The organism is Bradyrhizobium sp. STM 3809, assembly GCF_000239795.1.
GTDB lineage: Bacteria > Pseudomonadota > Alphaproteobacteria > Rhizobiales > Xanthobacteraceae > Bradyrhizobium.
The window spans coordinates 1-17,504 of the sequence record NZ_CAFJ01000702.1 but is presented as its reverse complement, the minus strand read 5'-3'; the positions used below and the strand labels follow the sequence as shown (position 1 = coordinate 17,504).

15 protein-coding genes are annotated in these 17,504 nt (G+C 67.8%); 3 read left to right on the top strand and 12 right to left on the bottom strand.

The window, feature by feature from the left end:
* Positions 1-176: 176 nt before the first annotated feature.
* The 10 genes from BRAS3809_RS30805 to BRAS3809_RS30760 form a co-directional block, all read right to left on the bottom strand.
* Positions 177-2,594 (bottom strand): autotransporter family protein, encoded by a 2,418-nt coding sequence (locus BRAS3809_RS30805; protein WP_008965929.1) that lies wholly within the window; start codon positions 2,592-2,594, stop codon positions 177-179.
* Between the two features lie 382 nt (positions 2,595-2,976).
* On the bottom strand, positions 2,977-3,759 hold the full coding sequence (locus BRAS3809_RS30800; protein WP_008965927.1) for an outer membrane protein: 783 nt from the start codon (positions 3,757-3,759) through the stop codon (positions 2,977-2,979).
* 147 nt (positions 3,760-3,906) lie between these two features.
* Positions 3,907-5,058, bottom strand: coding sequence for a helix-turn-helix transcriptional regulator (locus tag BRAS3809_RS30795; RefSeq protein ID WP_083839196.1), 1,152 nt, complete (start codon positions 5,056-5,058; stop codon positions 3,907-3,909).
* 151 nt (positions 5,059-5,209) lie between these two features.
* Positions 5,210-6,379, bottom strand: coding sequence for a mandelate racemase/muconate lactonizing enzyme family protein (locus BRAS3809_RS30790; RefSeq protein WP_008965925.1), 1,170 nt, complete (start codon positions 6,377-6,379; stop codon positions 5,210-5,212).
* Positions 6,380-6,412: 33 nt separating this feature from the next.
* The gene (locus tag BRAS3809_RS30785) at positions 6,413-7,117 is read right to left on the bottom strand and encodes an SDR family NAD(P)-dependent oxidoreductase (protein ID WP_008965924.1); all 705 of its coding nucleotides are present in this window, start codon (positions 7,115-7,117) and stop codon (positions 6,413-6,415) included.
* Positions 7,114-8,184, bottom strand: coding sequence for an ABC transporter substrate-binding protein (locus tag BRAS3809_RS30780; protein ID WP_008965923.1), 1,071 nt, complete (start codon positions 8,182-8,184; stop codon positions 7,114-7,116). The genes BRAS3809_RS30785 and BRAS3809_RS30780 overlap by 4 nt, the downstream gene beginning before the upstream one ends.
* 17 nt (positions 8,185-8,201) lie before the next feature.
* Positions 8,202-9,041 carry an ABC transporter permease gene (locus BRAS3809_RS30775; protein ID WP_008965922.1) on the bottom strand — a complete coding sequence of 280 codons (840 nt, stop codon included), beginning with the start codon at positions 9,039-9,041 and terminating at the stop codon, positions 8,202-8,204.
* Positions 9,034-9,855 (bottom strand): ABC transporter ATP-binding protein, encoded by an 822-nt coding sequence (locus BRAS3809_RS30770; RefSeq protein ID WP_008965921.1) that lies wholly within the window; start codon positions 9,853-9,855, stop codon positions 9,034-9,036. Before BRAS3809_RS30770 ends, BRAS3809_RS30775 begins: the two co-directional genes overlap by 8 nt.
* Before the next feature lie 79 nt (positions 9,856-9,934).
* Complete coding sequence (locus BRAS3809_RS30765) at positions 9,935-10,879, bottom strand: dihydrodipicolinate synthase family protein (protein WP_008965920.1); 945 nt, start codon at positions 10,877-10,879, stop codon at positions 9,935-9,937.
* 25 nt (positions 10,880-10,904) lie between these two features.
* Positions 10,905-11,720, bottom strand: coding sequence for an IclR family transcriptional regulator (locus BRAS3809_RS30760; RefSeq protein ID WP_035659562.1), 816 nt, complete (start codon positions 11,718-11,720; stop codon positions 10,905-10,907).
* Between the two features lie 228 nt (positions 11,721-11,948).
* On the opposite strand from BRAS3809_RS30760, the gene greA reads away from it, so the two are divergent.
* Positions 11,949-12,431 (top strand): transcription elongation factor GreA, encoded by a 483-nt coding sequence (greA, locus tag BRAS3809_RS30755; protein WP_008965918.1) that lies wholly within the window; start codon positions 11,949-11,951, stop codon positions 12,429-12,431.
* Positions 12,432-12,457: 26 nt separating this feature from the next.
* Positions 12,458-12,919, top strand: coding sequence for a metallophosphoesterase family protein (locus BRAS3809_RS30750; protein ID WP_008965917.1), 462 nt, complete (start codon positions 12,458-12,460; stop codon positions 12,917-12,919).
* Here BRAS3809_RS30750 and BRAS3809_RS30745 read toward each other — a convergent pair whose 3' ends face one another.
* Both BRAS3809_RS30745 and BRAS3809_RS30740 read right to left on the bottom strand, forming a co-directional pair.
* Complete coding sequence (locus tag BRAS3809_RS30745; protein WP_008965916.1) at positions 12,920-13,765, bottom strand: DUF4175 family protein; 846 nt, start codon at positions 13,763-13,765, stop codon at positions 12,920-12,922. It lies immediately after the preceding gene.
* 3 nt (positions 13,766-13,768) lie between these two features.
* Complete coding sequence (locus BRAS3809_RS30740; RefSeq protein ID WP_008965915.1) at positions 13,769-16,033, bottom strand: TIGR02302 family protein; 2,265 nt, start codon at positions 16,031-16,033, stop codon at positions 13,769-13,771.
* Between the two features lie 959 nt (positions 16,034-16,992).
* Between BRAS3809_RS30740 and BRAS3809_RS30735 the strand changes: the two genes are divergently transcribed.
* The coding region (locus tag BRAS3809_RS30735) for an AAA family ATPase (RefSeq protein WP_139017479.1) at positions 16,993-17,504 on the top strand (512 nt) is incomplete at its 3' end.

The window sequence follows — 17,504 nt, the reverse complement described above, 5'->3', positions numbered from 1 at the left end:
CCGAGTGAGGCGGGATGCGCGGAAATGTGGATGTGATTTGCCCGACGACACAAGGTTGAAACCTGCGACAAACTGGCTCGACGGGCAGTTCGTGCAGAGCTGCCATGAGCGAACGGCCCGTCGGGCGCGACGACCCCGACGTGACCGGGTCGCGTTCAGAATTACATCGTCGTGAACTACCAAGCGTAGCGGAGGACGCCGCGGCCTGCGTAGGACGAGGTGACTTTGGAGAACTCGCCCTCGAAGCTCGCGGCGGCCGACCAGCCGCCGTGCCAGCGGATCTCGGCGGTGGCGGTGGCCAGCGCGGAGTCAGCGGCGGGCCGCGCGCCGTTGACCACGAAGCTCGCGCCGGGCAGCGCCTGGAAGGTCGCGGCGAGCGAGCGGTCGACGTTGAAATCATGCGCCCAGGCGAGACGGCCGCGCAGAGTCAGGACGCCGTCCTGCTGCGCGAACGACCTGTCGCCGCGCAGGCCGATCTCGCTGCGCGTCGCGGTGACGGACTTCGCCGCATAGGTGAGCGCGAAAGCGCCGGTGCCGGCGCTGACCTGCTCGGCATAGGCCGGCAGATCGAAGCGCGTGAGCTGCGCGGCCGCGTAAGGCGTCAGCGCGATGCCGGCGAGCCAGGGCGCGACGACGCGATGACCCGCTTCGAGCCGGCCGGAATAGGCGTTCGGCTTGAACTCGGCATGCAGGCGGTCAGTGCCGGCGATGGTGACGGTGCGATCCGTCGTGACGTCCTGCCAGCCATAGGCGAGCGCCGCCGCGACATAGGACGGGCCGGACCAGTGCCTGAAATAGGCGGCGGCCTGGAACAGGTCGGAGCGGCCGCTGCCGGACGCGGCCAGGTTGAAGGCGGTGCCGCCGCCGGCGAGCGCGAAGCCGGCCGTCGTGCCGGGCGCGAGCCGATAGTCGGCGCCGACCGCGGTCCCGTACAGGCTGCTGTTCGCGGCGCTCGTCCCGGCGGCGGCATCGCCTGTCGTGCGCTGGGTGCCGCCGAAGCCGGAGGCCCACACGCTCCATCGTGACGCGTCCGATCCCGACGATGGCGAGCCGTTCAGCCAAGCGAACGCATTGCGCGCGCCGGCCTGACGATCGCGCGCGCCATCCGCAGCGAAGGCGAGCGTCCCTGCGTCTGAACCGCCGTCGCCGGCCGCGCTGCCGGCAAAGGGGTCGGTCAGCAGCCCGGTGAATCGTCCCATCGCATCGAAGGTCGCCTGCTGCGTGCCCGTGCCGAGCTCACCCGCGGCCTGCGTCAGCCCGGCTGGCGTGAGCGTGCCGTAGACCAGCGGGATGCCGCCGGTGCTGTTGAAGAAACCGGTGAGCGCCTGCCCGACCTGCTGCTGATTGGCGTTGAGTCCCTGGGGAAAGGCGAAGCTCAGGCTCAGATAGACGTCGTTCGCATCATAGCTCAGCGTGGTGCGGAAATTCACCGGAAGGTTGGTGCTGGCCACGGCGGGGGCGAAGGTGCCTGACACGCCGCCGGCTGCGGTCAGGACCGTATAGGTCGTCGCGACATAGCTGCCATTGGCGAACACGGCCTGGACCGTCGCGCCGCCGAGCGTGGCGGTGCCGCCGACCGACGCGAACGACGCTGCCGCCGGCGAGAGCTGCACCAGATAGGCCGCGCCGGACTGAAAGGCGAGATTGTTGGCGATGCTGATCGATGAGCCCGCCGTGCCGTTGCCGGGAGCCAGCGTACCGCCGTTGTTGATCTGAGCACCACCGACCAGGCCGGAGCCGCCCAGAGTTCCTCCATCCGCGGTGAACGTCGCGGACGCGGCCGATCCCGATACGTTGAGCACACCGCTGCTGATAGTCCACGGCATTGCCGATGGATTGCTTCCGGTGAGCTGCCAGCTGCTGCTGCCGGTCTTGGCGAACCGGCCGAAGCCGAGATATTTCGATCCGATCTGCGTGAGGTCGAAGCTGGCGTCGGTCGCGCCGCCGAGCCCAAGCGTGTCCGCCGTGCTGAACGCGGTCACATTGCCGGTGATCGCGGCGCCGGCGGCCAGAGTCAGGTGATTGACGCCGCCGGTGAAGGTGATGGGATTGGCGCGAATATTCGAGTTGTCGCGCTTGATGCCGCCGATCACGGCGCTGTTGATGGTGAGGTCGAGGTTCTGGCCGACGATGCCGGCGCCCGGCTCGCCGGCTCCGCCACCAGAGTTTCCGGGTCCGCTGTCGCCCCCGGTTACGGGCGCATTGATGATCGCGGTGGCGCCGAGCGGATTGCTGAACAGCAGTCCAATGCCTCCCGACCCGCCTTGTCCGCGGCCGCCTGCGACACCGCCCGTTCCACCCGCTCCTCCGGTCACCGACGCATTGAGCGAGCCGAGATTGCCAGTGCCCGTCACCACCGCTCCGTAGCCGCCGGCGCCACCTCCACCGCCAATATAAGACCCTGCACCGTTGCCACCGTGGCCGCCGGCCACAGCCGCCGCGGGAAGGCCCGCGCTGACCAAGCCGTGGGCACCGCCGCCGCCGCCCCCACCGACGCCAGTCGCAACGGCATCGCCTCCGTTGCCCCCGTTCACGCCGGCGACGCCGCCGGCGCCTCCTGCCGAGTAGAGCGTCGTAGGGTAAAACGAGAGCACATCTACACCGCTTCCTCCTTGCCCTCCCGAAACTCCTGCGCCGCCACCTCCCCCCGCTGCGACAAAGCTTGTCGCAGGCCCATCGCCGCCGGCTCCGCCGGGACCCGTGATACTATCCGTTCCGCCGGCCTGGGTCGTCGTCAATCCGAAGCCGCTACCGCCATCGGCGATCGCCGGCTGGGTCAATGTGGGCGGGAGAACGGCAAGAAGTGCGAGAGATAGTCCGAAACGCATGAATGACATTTGAGATAACCCAGAGATTGGAAATCGTGGCGATCGGCGCAGCATGGCCCCATGCGCGGAGGCCCATGGCCTCCGCGTCGGTCGCAATCAGTCGTTTCAAAATATCGAGTCGGTGTTCTGACTAACGCTCGTACTTGCGTCAGTACTTGGCGACCACCGGCCCGCCGAACCGATAGTTCAGGCGGACGGTCACCATGTCCAGGTCCTGCTTGATGCGGTCGGTGCGCGACGGGCCGCCGGCCGGCGGCAGCAGCGAGATCAGGTTGACGTCGCGGGTGCCGAGGAACAGGTGGTCATACTCGACGCCGACGGACCAGTTCGGGGCGAAGCCGACTTCGAGGCCGGTGCCGACGGCGGCGCCCCAGCGCGTTTCGCTGGCCCGGTCGAACGCGGTCGACGTCACCGTCAGCGATCCCTGGTATTTGTCGTGAACCACGGCCGCGCCGCCCTTCGCGTACCACAGCACGTTGTTCCAGGCGTAACCGACCTGACCGGTGATCAGCCCGATCGCATCGATCTTGCTCTGGTTGGTCGCGGCGAAGCCGAAGATCGGCGCCGAGGCCAGGCTCGCATTCGAGCCCTGCAGCGAGGCCCAGTCGCCCTGCCCCTCGAGGCCGAACACCCAGTTCGCGGCCTGCCAGCGATAGCCGATCTGACCGCCGACCAGACCGCCGGTCGCGTCATGACAGCCTTCACCAAAAGCCGGAACCGTCGGACCGCCGAGCGTGCTGGTGTTGGTCCAGCATGTGTGGCTCCAGCCGCCGCCGCCATTGAGGCCGGCATAGAAGCCACTCCAATCATACGCCACCGCCATCGGCGCGGGAGCCTTCGTGTAGGTCCGCGCGGCCAGGTCGGCCGCGTTGGCGGCCGCGGCCGAGCCGGCCAGGAGCGCCGCGGTTGCAACTAACAAACAACGATTCATGCCGATGTCCTCCGTTGCCGACCGCGACATGGCGGCCTGCATGCAATGGACAACGGGTATCGGGGGTGCGACATCAGGTCGTCACCCGCGCGAGGGATACGGCCTTGGTTTCGCCTTGGCTGTGGCAACGACGCCACAAACGAGGTATCAGCCAACCATCGGATTGGCATAGGCCAGCAGCAGCTTGAACAATTCGGCCTGCCCGCTGGTGTTGGTCTTGGCGTAGATCCGCTTCAGGTGGGTCTTCACCGTCTCCTCGGCGATGCCGAGGATAGCGGCGGTCTCGGCGACGCCGTCGGCGGTCAGGATTGCGAACAGGACGCGCGCTTCGGCGGCGGTCAGCTTGAATTGGGCCGCGATCACCTGGACCAGCGTCGGACGGCGCGCTTCGGCGCGGTGAACAAACAGCGCGGCGACCACGTCGTAATGGCGGCCGGCGCGTCTGCGCGCCCCCTGCTTCAGCGAGACCACATGACCGACCCAGGTCTCGTCGCCATGACGGCCGAGAATGATGGAGACCGGCTGCGCGGCGAGCGCGAGGTCGGTGGACGCCTGCAGCGCCTCGCGCAGCAGCTTCGCTGCGTCCGCATCGATCGGACGCAGCCGGCCGTCAGTTTCCGCAACCAGGCGGCCGTCGGCCAGGAGCTGCAGCGCCGCCGGGTTGGCGTAGACGTAGTCGGCTTCGACGCGCAGCAGAAAGACGGCCGCGCTCAGCGCTTCCAGCGCGACGGTCATCGCGTCGAGCTCGACGCGCTGCAGCTGCATGGAATTGGAGATCTGCACAGCGCGGAGGACATGCGGCACCAGCAAGCCCAGCCGCGCCTTGACCTGCTCGTCCGCCGGCGAACGGCTCAAGGGATGCGCTACGCCGAAGGTCGAGAAGCGGGTGCCGGATTTTTCGATCAGCGCATGGGTGAAGTCGCCCCAGTCGCTGGGCTCCATCCAGTCCTTGAACAGGCGCGAGCGGCGCAGCTCGTCGTTGGCGACCAGTTCCGTCAGGTGGAAAACCTCGCCGGGCTCGCGGTAGAGGCTGATCGGCACCAGCGCCGGATTGAAGCGCACCGTCTCGGTGTAGTAGCGCGCGTTGAGCGCGGGATCGCCGCCATGGGTGTAGTAGGGATTGCCTTCCTTGCGCGCGGCGTCATGGGCGGCGAAGGTCGCGCCGGTCGCATCCATGAACTGCGTGGTCCGCGCGAGCGCATCCGGCCAGCGGTCGGGATCGAACGCGGTGTCGTAGATCGCTGCGATGAGTTCGGAGAGCTGTTCAGTATCGGTGGGCATGGCAATGTACTTAGCCATGCCATAACAACATGCTCTCGCGTATGACAGCAAGAGTACCGAGCCGACCTGTCCTATCACGTCTTTGCGCGGAGGCGCCGCGCAAATACCATGCTACCCGCGCAGGGCCGAGTCCGGCCCGCGCGCGCTGCCGACGACGTTGATCGTCACCTCAGGCACTGAGCGCGCGCATCTCCGCGTACAGGTCCGACTTGCCCTCGAAGCCGATGCCCGGGAGGTCGGGCATGGTGATGTGGCCGTCCACCACCGTCACGCCGTCGGGGAAGCCGCCATAGGGCTGGAACAGGTCGGGATAGCTCTCATTGCCGCCGAGGCCGAGGCCGGCGGCGATGTTGAGCGACATCTGGTGGCCGCCATGCGGGATGCAGCGCGACGGCGACCAGCCATGGGTCTTGAGCACGTCGAGGGTGCGCAGATATTCGCACAGGCCATAGGATAGCGCGCAGTCGAATTGCAGCCAGTCGCGGTCCGGGCGCATGCCGCCGTAGCGGATCAGGTTGCGCGCGTCCTGATGGCTGAACAGGTTCTCGCCGGTGGCCATCGGGCCGGGATAGTAGTCGGCGAGCGTCGCCTGGAGATGATAGTCGAGCGGATCGCCGGCCTCCTCGTACCAGAACAGCGGATAGTCGCGCAGCATCTTGGCGTAGGCGATCGCGGTCTCCAGGTCGAAGCGGCCATTGGCATCGACCGCAAGCTGGTTGTTCGGGCCGATCTCCTCGAGCACGGCCTCGATGCGCTGGCGGTCCTCCTCGATCGGCGCGCCGCCGATCTTCATCTTCACGACATTGTAGCCGCGATCGAGATAGCCGCGCATCTCGCGGCGGAGCGCCGAGAGATCCTTGCCTGGATAGTAATAGCCGCCGGCGGCGTAGACGAACACGCGCGGATCGGCCTTGCGGTTGTGGCGCTCGGCGAGCAGGCGGAACAGCGGCTTGTCGGCGATCTTGGCGGCCGCGTCCCAGATCGCCATGTCGAGCGTGCCGACCGCGACCGAGCGCTCGCCATGGCCGCCGGGCTTCTCGTTGCTCATCATCGCCGCCCACGCCTTGTCGGGGTCGATGTTGTCCCTGGTCGCGTCGAGCAGCGAGGCCGGGTCGGCCTCCAGCAGGCGCGCGCGAAAGCGCTCGCGGATCAGGCCGCCCTGGCCGTAGCGACCGTTGGAGTTGAAGCCGTAGCCGACGACGGGGCGGCCGTTGCGCTCGACATTGGTAATGACCGCGACCAGGCTCGACGTCATCTTGGTGAAATCGATATAGGCGTTGCGGATCGGCGACGAGATCGGCTTCGTCACCTCGCGGACGTCGACGATGCGAATGGTCATGCTGTTTCTCCTGATCGGTGACGCGAGCGCCGTCTAGAGCGAGGCGCCGGCGCAGATGGTGATGGTCTGTCCGGTGATCGCGGCCGCCTCGGGCGACAGCAGGAAGGCGGTCAGCGCGGCGACTTCGGCGGGATCGACGAAGCGGCCCATCGGCGGCAGGACCGGCGCGGTGCCGGCGCGGCTGGGATCGCGCAGGAACGGCGTGTCGGTGGCGGCCGGCGCGATGACGTTGACGGTGATGCGGCGCGGCGCCAGCTCGATCGCCCAGGAGCGCGCGAGACCCGTGAGCGCCGCCTTGGTCGCGGCATATTGGCTGCGTCCCGCGGCGCCATTGGCGGTGCGGCTGCCGATCAGCACGATGCGGCCGCCCTCGCCCATGCGAGGAGCCAACGCATTGGCCAGCGCCTCGGCGGCGCCGACATGGACGCGCCACATGCCCTCGCCATGGTCGGGCGCGAGCTCGCCGAGCCGGCCGACGCGCATGTAGCCGGCGGCATGGACCAGCGCGGTCACCGCGCCGACGCCGGCAAGCTGCGCGGCCAAGGCCTGGGATTCCCCAAGGTCCGCCTGCAGGCCGACGAAGCCCGCCTGCGTCAGCGCCGATGGCGCGCGGTCGATGCCGGTCACGCGCCAGCCGGCTGCGAGCAGCCGCTCGGCAATGGCGCGGCCGATGCCGGAGCTGGTTCCGGTCACCACCGCGTGGCCACCGGAGCCGCTGTCGTGATGCTCTGCCATCATCCCCTGTACGCAGCCGCCTCGGCCTTGACCTTCACCGCGTCGAAATTGTTGATCTTGTCGATCAGCTCATTGGTGTAGAGCGCAGCATAGTCCTTGATGTCCAGCCCGTTCATCGCCGCTTCGGTGCGGAACTCCTGCTCGTTGATCGCGCCCATCTTCGTGTCGGCATAGGGCGGCGCGTAAAGCTTGATGCGGCGGCTGATCGACTGCAGCACAGCCTTGACCGCCTCGTCCTCGCTGGCGCCGCGCGGCGCGGTCTCGGGATAGAGCTTGAGGAACGCCCTGGCGCCGGCGGCGGGATTGGCGAGCAGGAACTGCGAGGCCTTGCACACCGAACGTCCGAAGCCGATGAGGAGATCGCGATCTTTTTCGAACGTTGCCGGCATCGCCATCAGGAACTGGCCGCCGACCATCGGGATCGTGGTCGGACGCGGCAGATAGGCCAGCGCGATGCCGGCGGCCTCGATCTGGCCGAAGCCCGTGTCGAAATAGGCGAGCGCATCGATCACGCCGCGCTGCAGGGCGACGCCCGCCGGCGTGCCGTTGCCGACGGCAACCCAGCTCACGTCCTTTTCCGGATCGAGGCCGAGCGCCTTCAGCACGTTCTTGGTCACCGGATATTCGGTGGCGCCGAAATCGGAGACGCCGATCTTCCTGCCCTTCAGATCCGTGTAGCTCCTGAGCGCCGAGCCCGGCGGCACGGCGATGTCCCATTTGTAGGGATAGGTGTACTGATAGAACATTTTCGCGCCGCTCCATTCGCCCTTGGCGAGCAGCGGCAGCGCGGTCGAGGGCACGCCGACCCCGATGTTGACGGTGCCACGATCGGTTGCCACCTGCACATTGGCATTGGTGCCGAGCGCCTGGACGTCGAGCGAGAAGCCCTCCTCGGCATTGTAGCCGAGCGCCTCGCCGATCACGCAATTGATGACGGTGGCGTTGAGCGCCTTGAGGCCGACGCCGAAGCGGATCTTCCTGGCGTCCGCCGCCATCAGGATCGACGGCGCACCGCTCATCAGCAGCGCCGCACCGGCGCTGCTCTTCAGGAATGACCTGCGCGAAACCATGTTCGTTCCTCCCGCTCTTATTTGTTTCGATTGGCGCCCCAGTGCACGACCCTGGCCTCGCACCAGCGCACGATCCCGTGCAGCACGATGCCGAGCACGCCGAGAATGATCAGCGCGGCGAACACGCCGGCGACATCCGACACCGCCTGCGCCTGGGTGATCACGACGCCCATGCCGCGCTGCGCGCCGAGGAATTCGGCGACGATGGCGCCGAGCAGCGCGTACACCACGGCCATGTCGAGGCCGGCGAAGATGAAGGGCGCGGCATTGGGCAGCTTCACGATGCGATAGGTCTCGAAGCGCGAAGCCGAGAGCGAGCGCATCAGGTCGATCCGCTCCGGCTCGACCGCGCGCAGGCCCGTGAAGCTGTTGATCAGCACCGGGAAGAACGACAGCAGCGCCGAGATTGCGATCTTCGATCCGTCGCCGAAGCCGAACCAGATCACGATCAGCGGCGCGATCGCCACCTTCGGCAGGCTCTGCAGCGCGAAGGCATAGGGCATCACCAGCCGCTCGATCGCCTCGACCTCGGCCATCAACGAGCCGATGACGAGGCCGAGCCCGACGCCGATCGCGCAGCCGACGGCGGCGTTGCTCAACGTGCTCCACAGCGGCAGATAGTAGCCGAGCGGACTCGTCGGGCTGACGGCGAGCCCGGACCACAGCGCGCGGAGCACCGCGTCCGGCTTCGGCAGGATGTAGGACGGGATGTTCAGCAGATTGACCGCGGCGATCCAGCTCACGATCAGCACGGCGAGGCCGATCCAGGCGATCGGCGATCCCAGGCTGATACGGCGGCGCGATTTCGTTGGCGTGGAGGACAAGGCGGGGGCGGCGACGTTGGCGAGATCAGTCATGGCCGTGCTCCTGCGCATTGAGCAGCCCGCGCACCTCCTTGGCGAGCCTCGCATAGTCCGGATGCAGCACGATGTCGTCGAACGTCCGCGGCCGTGGGATCGGCACATGCAGGTCGGCCAGGATGCGGCCGGGGCGCGCCGACATCACGATGACGCGGTCGGCGAGGAAGATGGCCTCGGAGATCGAGTGCGTGATCAGCAGGATGGTCTTGCGGTTCTCCTGCCAGATCCGCTGCAGCTCGAGGTTCAGGCGCTCGCGCGTCAGCGCATCGAGCGCGCCGAACGGCTCGTCCATCAGCAGGATTTCGGGATCGCGCGCCAGCGCGCGGCAGATGCCGGCGCGCTGCTGCATGCCGCCGGACAGCTCGTAAGGATATTTGTCGCCGAAATCGCCGAGGCCGGTGACGGCGAGCAGGCGCTCGATGCGATCACCGGCCGGCGCATGCTGGCCCCCGACGCGCAACGGCAGCCCGACATTGTCGCGCACCGTCATCCACGGCAGCAGGTTGGCGGCCTGGAACACGACGCCGACCTTGCGCGAGGGGCCGGCGACTGTCTCGCCATCGAGCAGCAGACGCCCCTCGCTGTAACCGTCGAGGCCCGCGAGCAGGCGCAGCAAGGTGCTCTTGCCGCAGCCCGAGGGACCGACGACGCAGACGAACTCGCCCGGCTTGATGTCGAGCGAGATCCGGCTCAGCGCATGCACCGAAGCGCCCGAGGCCGAGACGTAGGTCTTCGACACCTGGTCGATCGCGATCAGCACGTCGTCCGGCGCGGCGCGCCGGGGTGCGGTCTCGACATCCATCATGAGCATGAGCGTCCACCCGGATCGTTATTGGTTGATTGTCAGACACGGCAGCCGGGCCAGCCCCGGCCACCGCTTCATCGCAGGCTCACGCCGCAGCCTTCACCGTCAGACCGGCCGCGGCCACCGCGGCGCGGATCGCGGCCATCTCCTCGGCGCTCGGCGCATGCGTCGGCGGCCGGACCGTGGCGTCGCGGATGACGCCGGCAACCTGCATCGCGGCCTTCATGCGGCCATGCGCCTCGCCGGTCGGCTCGCCCGCGCCATAGACCGCGTCCTTCAGCGGATCGATCATGCTCTGCAGCTTCATCGCGAGCTTGAGATCGCCGGCGGTGACCGCGGCGAACAGATCGTGGATCAGGTCGGGGATCAGCGAAGCGAAGCCGACCAGCGCGCCGTCGACGCCCTGCACCATCGACGCCAGCAGATATTCGTCGTGGCAGGTGAGCAGCGCCTTGTGCGGCGCCGCGGCGCGGATCGCCTTGAGGTCGCGCGCATACTTGTTCATCTCCCGGGTGCCGATCTTGAACGCCTGGACATGGTCGAGGCGGGCGAGCTCGGCGAGCAGCTCGGAGGAGAACGAGGCGCGCGTCCAGGCCGGATAGACGTGGACGATCAGCGGCAGCTTCGTCGCCTCGCCGATCGCGTTGAAGTAGTCGAGGCAATGCTCGCGCTTGAAGCCGAAGCGCAGCCAGTGATGCGGCGGCATGATGTCGAGCGCGGTGGCGCCGGCCTCCTTGGCCATCAGCGCATGCTCGATGCCGTCCTTGATGCCTTCGCAGACGACGGAAGAGATGGTCGGGCAGATGCCGGTGAGCGCCCTGGCGACGATGCGCGTCACCTCGGCGCGCTCCTTCGCGGTGAGGCTGAACACCTCGCCGGTGTGGCCGTTGGTCATGATGCCGACGATGCCGCGGCGCTTGCCGAGCCAGGCCGCATAGCGCGTCAGCTCCGCCTCGTCGATCGAGTGGTCGGCGTTGAAGGGGACGGCGATCGCCGGGATGATCCCCTTGAAGTTGGTCATGACGCTCATGTCGGGCTCCTGGTGAGTTCTGATGTCATCGGTTGGAAACGGTGGCGGTGGCGCCGCCCATGGCTTCGAGCGCACGCGACAGCTGCGCGGCCGCGCGCAACAGCGGCGCGACGCCCATGCGCTCGAACGCCTCCGCGGAGATGCGCATGGTCGGCGCGGCGACACTGATCGCGGCGAGCGGCACGCCGTCGCGGTCGACGACGGGCGCTGCGAGCACGCACAGCCCCGGCGCGTTTTCCTGGTTTGAGAGCGCGTAGCCCGCCGCCTTCACCTTGCGCAGCCGCTGCAGCAGAGCATCGAGATCGGTGATGGTGGTTTCGGTGCGCTTGATGCGCGGCTGCGCCTCGAGCACCTCGATCTGGGTCTCCACCGGCAGCAGCGCGAGCAGCGCCTGGCCGACGGCGGTGGAATAGACCGGCGCGCGGCTGCCGATGCGGACGTCGACGCCGAGCCGGACGAGGCCGGCCTGGATGCGTTCGACATAGACGATGTCGCTGCCGTCGAGCACGGCCAGCGAGGCGGCCTCGTTCATCTCGCCGACGAGGCTGCGCAGGATCGGCCGCGCCTGGTCGCGCAGCTCGGAGCGCGCGATCGCGTTGAAGCCAAGGTCGAGGCATTTCAGCGTCAGGCGGAAGCGCCTGCTGTCGCCGACCTTCTCGACATAGCCGAGCATCACCAGCGTGTTCAGCAGGCGGAACGTCGTGCCCTTGTCGAGCGAGGCCCGGCGCGAAACGTCCGCCAGCACGAGCTCGGGCTCGTCGCTGGTGAAGGCGTTCAACACCTGAAAACCCTTCGCCAGCGACTGCACGACGCTTTTGGCTGCCTTGGTGTCCTCGTCCACGGGAGGCTCCGACGTTTCCTGCTTGACGCCCGTCTCGATGGCGGGCATTTTCAACTTGATCTGGTTCGGATTGCGAACTATAGTTCGTATATTCAAGCCTCGCGAAAAGCCCATGTCAAGGGGCGCGTCCGTCATGCGCGTGCCGATGATGGCCGCTTGAAATCCGCCTCTGCCGCATGATCTCTCCTCGACGCGCTGCGCATCGGGCGGCGGCGAGAGGAGAGTGGCGTGAGCGTGGCATTCACCAAGGAAGAGAGCGCGGAGACGGCGGCGGAGACGATGCTGCCGGACCGGCCGGTGTCGCCGCATCCCAATCTCGTCACCGAGGCGGGCCTGAGGGCGCTGGAGGATCAGCTGCACGCGGCGCAGGCGGCGTATGACGCCGCGCAGGCGATCGCGGACGTCAATGAGCGCCGGCGCGAGCAGGCGCTGCCGCTGCGCGACGCGCGGTACTTCGCGGCCCGGCTGCGCACCGCGCAACTGATGCCGCCGCCCGCCTCCACGGAGACGATCGCGTTCGGCAGCACCGTGACGTTCCGGCGCGGCGACGGCCGCGTGCAGACGTACCGGATCGTCGGCGAGGACGAGGCCGACCCCAAGCGCGGCATGATCTCGCACGTCTCGCCGGTGGCGCGCCTGTTGATGGGCAAGGCGGCCGGCGACGTCGCCGAGGTGACCGGGCAGGAGCTCGAAATCCTGACGATCACCTGAGCCGTCGCGAACGCGGGCCAGCGACGATGCGCAGGATCGGCATCATCTCCGACACCCACGGGCTGCTGCGGCCCGAGGCGGAGCAGCATCTTTCCGGCGTCGATCACATCATCCACGCCGGCGACATCGGCCGCCCCGAGATCATCGACCGGCTGCGAGGAATCGCGCCGGTCACCGCGATCCGCGGCAATGTCGATACCGCGGACTGGGCGGCGGCCTATGCCGCCACCGCGACCGTCAGCCTCGGCGGCTGGATGGTCCACGTCGTGCACGACGTCCACGATCTCCAGATCGATCCCGCGGCAACCGGCATCGACGTCGTCGTGTCAGGCCATTCGCATCGCGCCGGCATCGAGACCCGAGGCGGCGTGCTCTACCTCAATCCCGGCAGCGCGGGGCCGCGCCGCTTCAGGCTGCCGATCACGCTGGCGACGCTCGACATCTCGGCGACAGGTCTGACGCCCCTCATCCACGATCTCGGCGCCTGATCAGTTCTCCTTCAGCAGCCGCTCGATGTAGTCGAGCTCGATCTGCGGCCGCGACGGGTCGGCGGAGCGGCGGCGCAGCTCCTCCAAAATGCGGCGGACGCGCTGCACGTCGATCTCGCCGGGGATCTTCTGCGAGAAATCGTCGATATCGCGGCCGTGCAGCGGCCGGCCGAGCGGATCCATCGGCGGCGCGCCGGCCTGCCGTCCCGGCGCCTGGCCCGGGCCGTCGCCGGGCTGGTCGCCGTCGCCCTGCTGCATCGCCTGGGCCAGGCTCTGCGCGCCCTTGCGCAGCGCGTCCAGCGCCTTGCCCTGCGACTCGACCGCGCCGTCGGCATTGTTGTCGCCGAGCTGACTGCCGGCGTCGCCCATCGCGCCATCGGCCTCGTCGAGCCCGTCGCCGGCATCGCCCTGGTCGCCGTCGTCACCGGGATCGCCCTGCTCGCCCTGCTGGCCGGGCTGACCCTTCTGGCCCTGCTGCCCCTTCTCGCCCTTCGGGCTCATGCCGCGCTTGGCGAGCTGCTCCTGCAGCTGCTTCAGCCGGTCGCGCAGCGCCTGCTGCTCCTGCTGCAGGTCGCCGGTGAGATAGCGTTCGAGCTCGCGAATCGCGGTCGACTGGTGGCTGGCGCTCTCGTCCGAGCTCTTGTTCTTGAGGCTGTCGATCGAGTCCTGCATGGCCTGCTCGGCCTTGTCGAGATACTCGTCGAGCGCGTCGGCGAAGGCGGGCGCGGCGATCAGGCAGCAGCCGGCGAGCACGCCGATCCGCAGCAGCGCGCGGCCGCCGCGGCGGCGCGGCACGCGAAGCGGCGCGGCTTGTGATGTCGGGTGATCGATCGGGCGGTCCATCATGCGTCACCGCGCTCCCTGCGATTCGCGCCAATTGCGCAGCTGGGTCTTCAACGATTCCTGCTGCTTCAGGATGCTCTCGAGCTCCTCCGGCGAGGCGCTCAACGTCTTGTCGCGCAGCTCCTTCGACTTCTTCAGGATCAGCTCGACCTCCTTGGGCAGCGGCACCTGGCCCTGGTCGCGCGAGTTGCGGCCGCGGTCGCGCCGGGAGTCCTGGCCCTTCTTGAAGGTCTTGTTGCGGAGCTGGTCCTGCTTGCGGATGATGTCGTTGAGCTCGTTGAGCGCCTGCTCCATCTCGTTGTCGCCGCCCTGGTTGGGCCGCGCCGTCTGCAGGTTCTCCAGCATCTGCTGCAGCTGCTCGAGCAGCTCGCGCGCGCTGTCCTTGTCGCCGGAGCGCGACAGCCGCTCCATGCGGTCGATCATGTTCTGCAGGTCCTGCGGGCGCACGAACCTGGTGTTGGGATCGGGCGCGCGCTGCGACATCTGCGGGTTGTTGCGCAGTTGCTCGGCGAGCTGGCGCATGTAGTTGTCCATCGCGCGGCGCAGATCGTCGGCGAGCTTCTTGATCTCGTCGTCGCTGGCGCCGCGCTCCAGCGCCTGCTTCAGCGCGTCCTGCGCGGCGCGCAGCGCCTTGTCGACATCGGTGATGTTGCCGTCCTCGATGGTGACGGCGAGCGACCACAGGCTGGCGACGACCTCGCGCAGCGCGTCGTCGGTGCGCGCCATCTCGAGCTGCCGGGTGACCGAATGCAGGCCAAGATACTGGCCGGGATCCGGCGTGAACATTTCCGGCGCGATCGCCAGCGCGTCCAGCGCGGTGAACACGTCGCCATTGCGGTTGCCGTCGAGCGCCAGGATGCGGCGCTGCTCGATCAGCGCCCGCGCCAGGGGCTTGGTGAACAGCCGCTCCGGCAGGCGGGTCTCGAACGGCTCGCTCCGGCCCTCGTTGCCGGCCTCGTCCTTGGCGGTCAAGGTGACCGTCACGTCGGCGCCGGCATACGGGTCCTCACTGAGATCCTTGACGGTCTGGCCGACGCCGTTGCGGGTGCGCGCGTTCGGCAGCACCAGCGCAAACTCCGGCGGCTGGAACAGCGGCCGCGCCTCCGGCGCATCGGACGGCTTGTCGGCGGCCCGCGCGGTGATCTTCGCCTTGGCTTCGGTGACGCCGTAATCGTCCTCGAGCTTGTAGGACAGTTTCAGCGAGCCGCGCGCCTGGCGCTCGGGATCCTTGGCCATGCTGATGACAGGCGGCTTGTCCGGCGTCGCGGTGAACGCCCATTGCGGCTGGCCGGACGGCGCGCGCACATGTGCGGTGCCGTCGGTCTTGATCAGGAAATGCTTCTCGGTGGTGCCCTTGTCACCGACACCCTTGTCGCCGGCTCGCTTGTCGCCGAGGTCCTTGGGCGCCTCGCCGGCGGCCACCTCGTTCGGGGCGGCCTCGGCGACGCCGCCCGAGGTGATCACGTCGAGCACGCCGCCGCTGGAGCGCACGATCAGGGTCGAGCCCGCGGGCACCACGATCGGGCCGCTCGGCGGCACCGCGGCTTCCTTGTTGGCGGCGGACAGGATGATCGGCGGCTTGGCGGTGTAGAGCGGCGGCTTGACCCAGGCATCGACCCGGATCGGCACCGGCGTCAGCACGCCGTTCCAGTCGAACGCCGCGGCGACGCGCAGCCGCCGCTCGTCGCCGGCGGCAAAATAAGTCGCGACCAGCAGCACGACGACCAGCGCGCGCACCGCCCAGGGATCATGCAGCGACAGCCGCGGCCGCGGCGTGCCGGCACGGATGGCCTTGATCGAGGCCAAGGTGCGCTCGCGCTGCGCCTGCCACAGCGCGCGCGCGATCGGATCCTGGGTCGACAGCGTGTCGGTCAGCGCGGTGGCGGGACGATGGGCGATGCCCGAGCCGCGATCGAGCCGCGCCAGCCCCTGCTCGCGCGCCGGCCAGCGGAAGCGCAGCGCGGGGATCGCGGCGGCAACAAACAGCGCGACGAACAGCGCGATGCCGATGGCCCGGGCCAACAGCGGCAAACCAAGCCACAGCCCGGCCCAGGAGACGACCAGGAACAGCCCGATGACCACCAGCAGCCGCGCCAGATGCGGCCAGCCCTGCTCCCAGGCGATGGCCAATCGCGCCCGCTGCAGCGCCTGCGCCAGCTTCAGCCGCGCAAGCCCGTCATTGGCCGGCCCATTGTTGGTCGAGCCGGCGTTCGCCAGCCCATCACGGGTGCTGCTTGCCGGCCGCGCCGGCTCGGGGGTCTCGCCGCTCAACAATCTCTCCAGGTTGCCCGGATGTTCACCCTAGCACAAAGGCAGCCGTGAGGCATCCATCGCAGTGCAGCTTTCCGCCTTGCACAGCCGCTTCACACGGGAGTGTGACCGGCCAGGTTCCCGGATTGTTACGGGGCGCCAGCGGGGCCTCATGGTTCGAGACGCGCGATGATCTCACCTCGCATCGAGCCGATCGGCGCGGCGCTCCTCACCATGAGGGTCAAGAGCCGAGGGCGCCATTGCACGGCGGACCATCAACACGCCAACAGCTCGTTCATGGAGAGAGGCTTGGCCATGAGCTCGACGCTGCCACTGACGGCAGAGAAAGGCGACCTCCGGAGACAGCCCGCGCTCCTCACCCTGAGGAGCACGCCAAAGGCGTGCGTCTCGAAGGGCGAGGCCCCTCCTGCAAGCCAAAGCTCATCGCAACAGCATTCGTTCCCGCGGCGCGTTGTCGCCCGAGTTGTCCAAGACGGCATCGCCCTCGTCGAACAGAGGGCGCAGGGAAGGTCGGGAGCTGGCCTCTCCCATGGCCCGCCTGCAGAAAGAAAAGCAGGCGGCAGTCACCACAGGTTCGGCCGACACTTCCGACCTTCCCTGCGCGATGGTGTTACGATTTATACGCGCTCTTCCCGGGGACCGGCTTGTTGGCCCCGTCATCGGCGACTTCGTCCTCGCCGACTTGGCATCAGCACCGGGATGCCAGAACCACGCGACTTCCTCGTCGCACCGGGATCGTTCGTCCGCGCGCAAACCACGCGACGCCCCGCTGCGCCCACCGCATCCCGCACCCGACGTCCGTGACGATCGCGAAGCGCCCCCTCAGCGGGACGGGATGCGCGGAGTAGAGCATGATTTCGGATAAAGCGCAATGGGAAATGTCCGGATAAACCCCATCAGGAGAAAAACTCTAGCGCAAAATCTCCGGTTGTGGAACGCTACGCAAATAGGGGGAGCTATTGGCACGGATTCGTCACATCGAAATCAGCAATTTCCGCCGCATCCGAGATTTTTCGTGGTGGCCATCGCCGGGTATCAACTGCCTGATGGGTCCAGGCGACGTCGGCAAGTCTTCGATCCTTGACGCGATCGACCTTTGCCTCGGCGCTCGGCGTAACGCTCAATTCACTGATGCCGACTTTCACAATCTCGACGTCGATAAACCGATCATCATCACGATTACGATCGGTGAATTGGACGACGCGCTAAAGAATATGGAAGCTTACGGCAACTACCTAAGGGGATGCAACGTCGATACTCAAACCATTGAAGATGAGCCGGAGAAGAACTGCGAAACGGTTCTTACCGTCCGGTTGACCATTGCCGGCGATTTAGAACCGGTTTGGACGCTTGTGTCGGATCGTGCTACTGCCCAATCGCAATCGCGCAACCTCAATTGGGCTGACCGAGTTCGCCTCAGCCCTACTCGCATTGGAAGCCTCTCCGACTCCAATTTGGCCTGGCGGCGTGG

Excerpts from the sequence above, each read along its gene's own strand:
- BRAS3809_RS30800 (WP_008965927.1), bottom strand. The coding sequence starts at position 3,759 with ATGAATCGTTGTTTGTTAGTTGCAACCGCGGCGCTCCTGGCCGGCTCG.
- BRAS3809_RS30795 (WP_083839196.1), bottom strand. The coding sequence starts at position 5,058 with ATGGCTAAGTACATTGCCATGCCCACCGATACTGAACAGCTCTCCGAA.
- BRAS3809_RS30790 (WP_008965925.1), bottom strand. The coding sequence starts at position 6,379 with ATGACCATTCGCATCGTCGACGTCCGCGAGGTGACGAAGCCGATCTCG.
- BRAS3809_RS30785 (WP_008965924.1), bottom strand. The coding sequence starts at position 7,117 with ATGATGGCAGAGCATCACGACAGCGGCTCCGGTGGCCACGCGGTGGTG.
- BRAS3809_RS30780 (WP_008965923.1), bottom strand. The coding sequence starts at position 8,184 with ATGGTTTCGCGCAGGTCATTCCTGAAGAGCAGCGCCGGTGCGGCGCTG.
- BRAS3809_RS30775 (WP_008965922.1), bottom strand. The coding sequence starts at position 9,041 with ATGACTGATCTCGCCAACGTCGCCGCCCCCGCCTTGTCCTCCACGCCA.
- BRAS3809_RS30770 (WP_008965921.1), bottom strand. The coding sequence starts at position 9,855 with ATGCTCATGATGGATGTCGAGACCGCACCCCGGCGCGCCGCGCCGGAC.
- BRAS3809_RS30765 (WP_008965920.1), bottom strand. The coding sequence starts at position 10,879 with ATGAGCGTCATGACCAACTTCAAGGGGATCATCCCGGCGATCGCCGTC.
- BRAS3809_RS30750 (WP_008965917.1), top strand. The coding sequence starts at position 12,458 with ATGCGCAGGATCGGCATCATCTCCGACACCCACGGGCTGCTGCGGCCC.
- BRAS3809_RS30745 (WP_008965916.1), bottom strand. The coding sequence starts at position 13,765 with ATGATGGACCGCCCGATCGATCACCCGACATCACAAGCCGCGCCGCTT.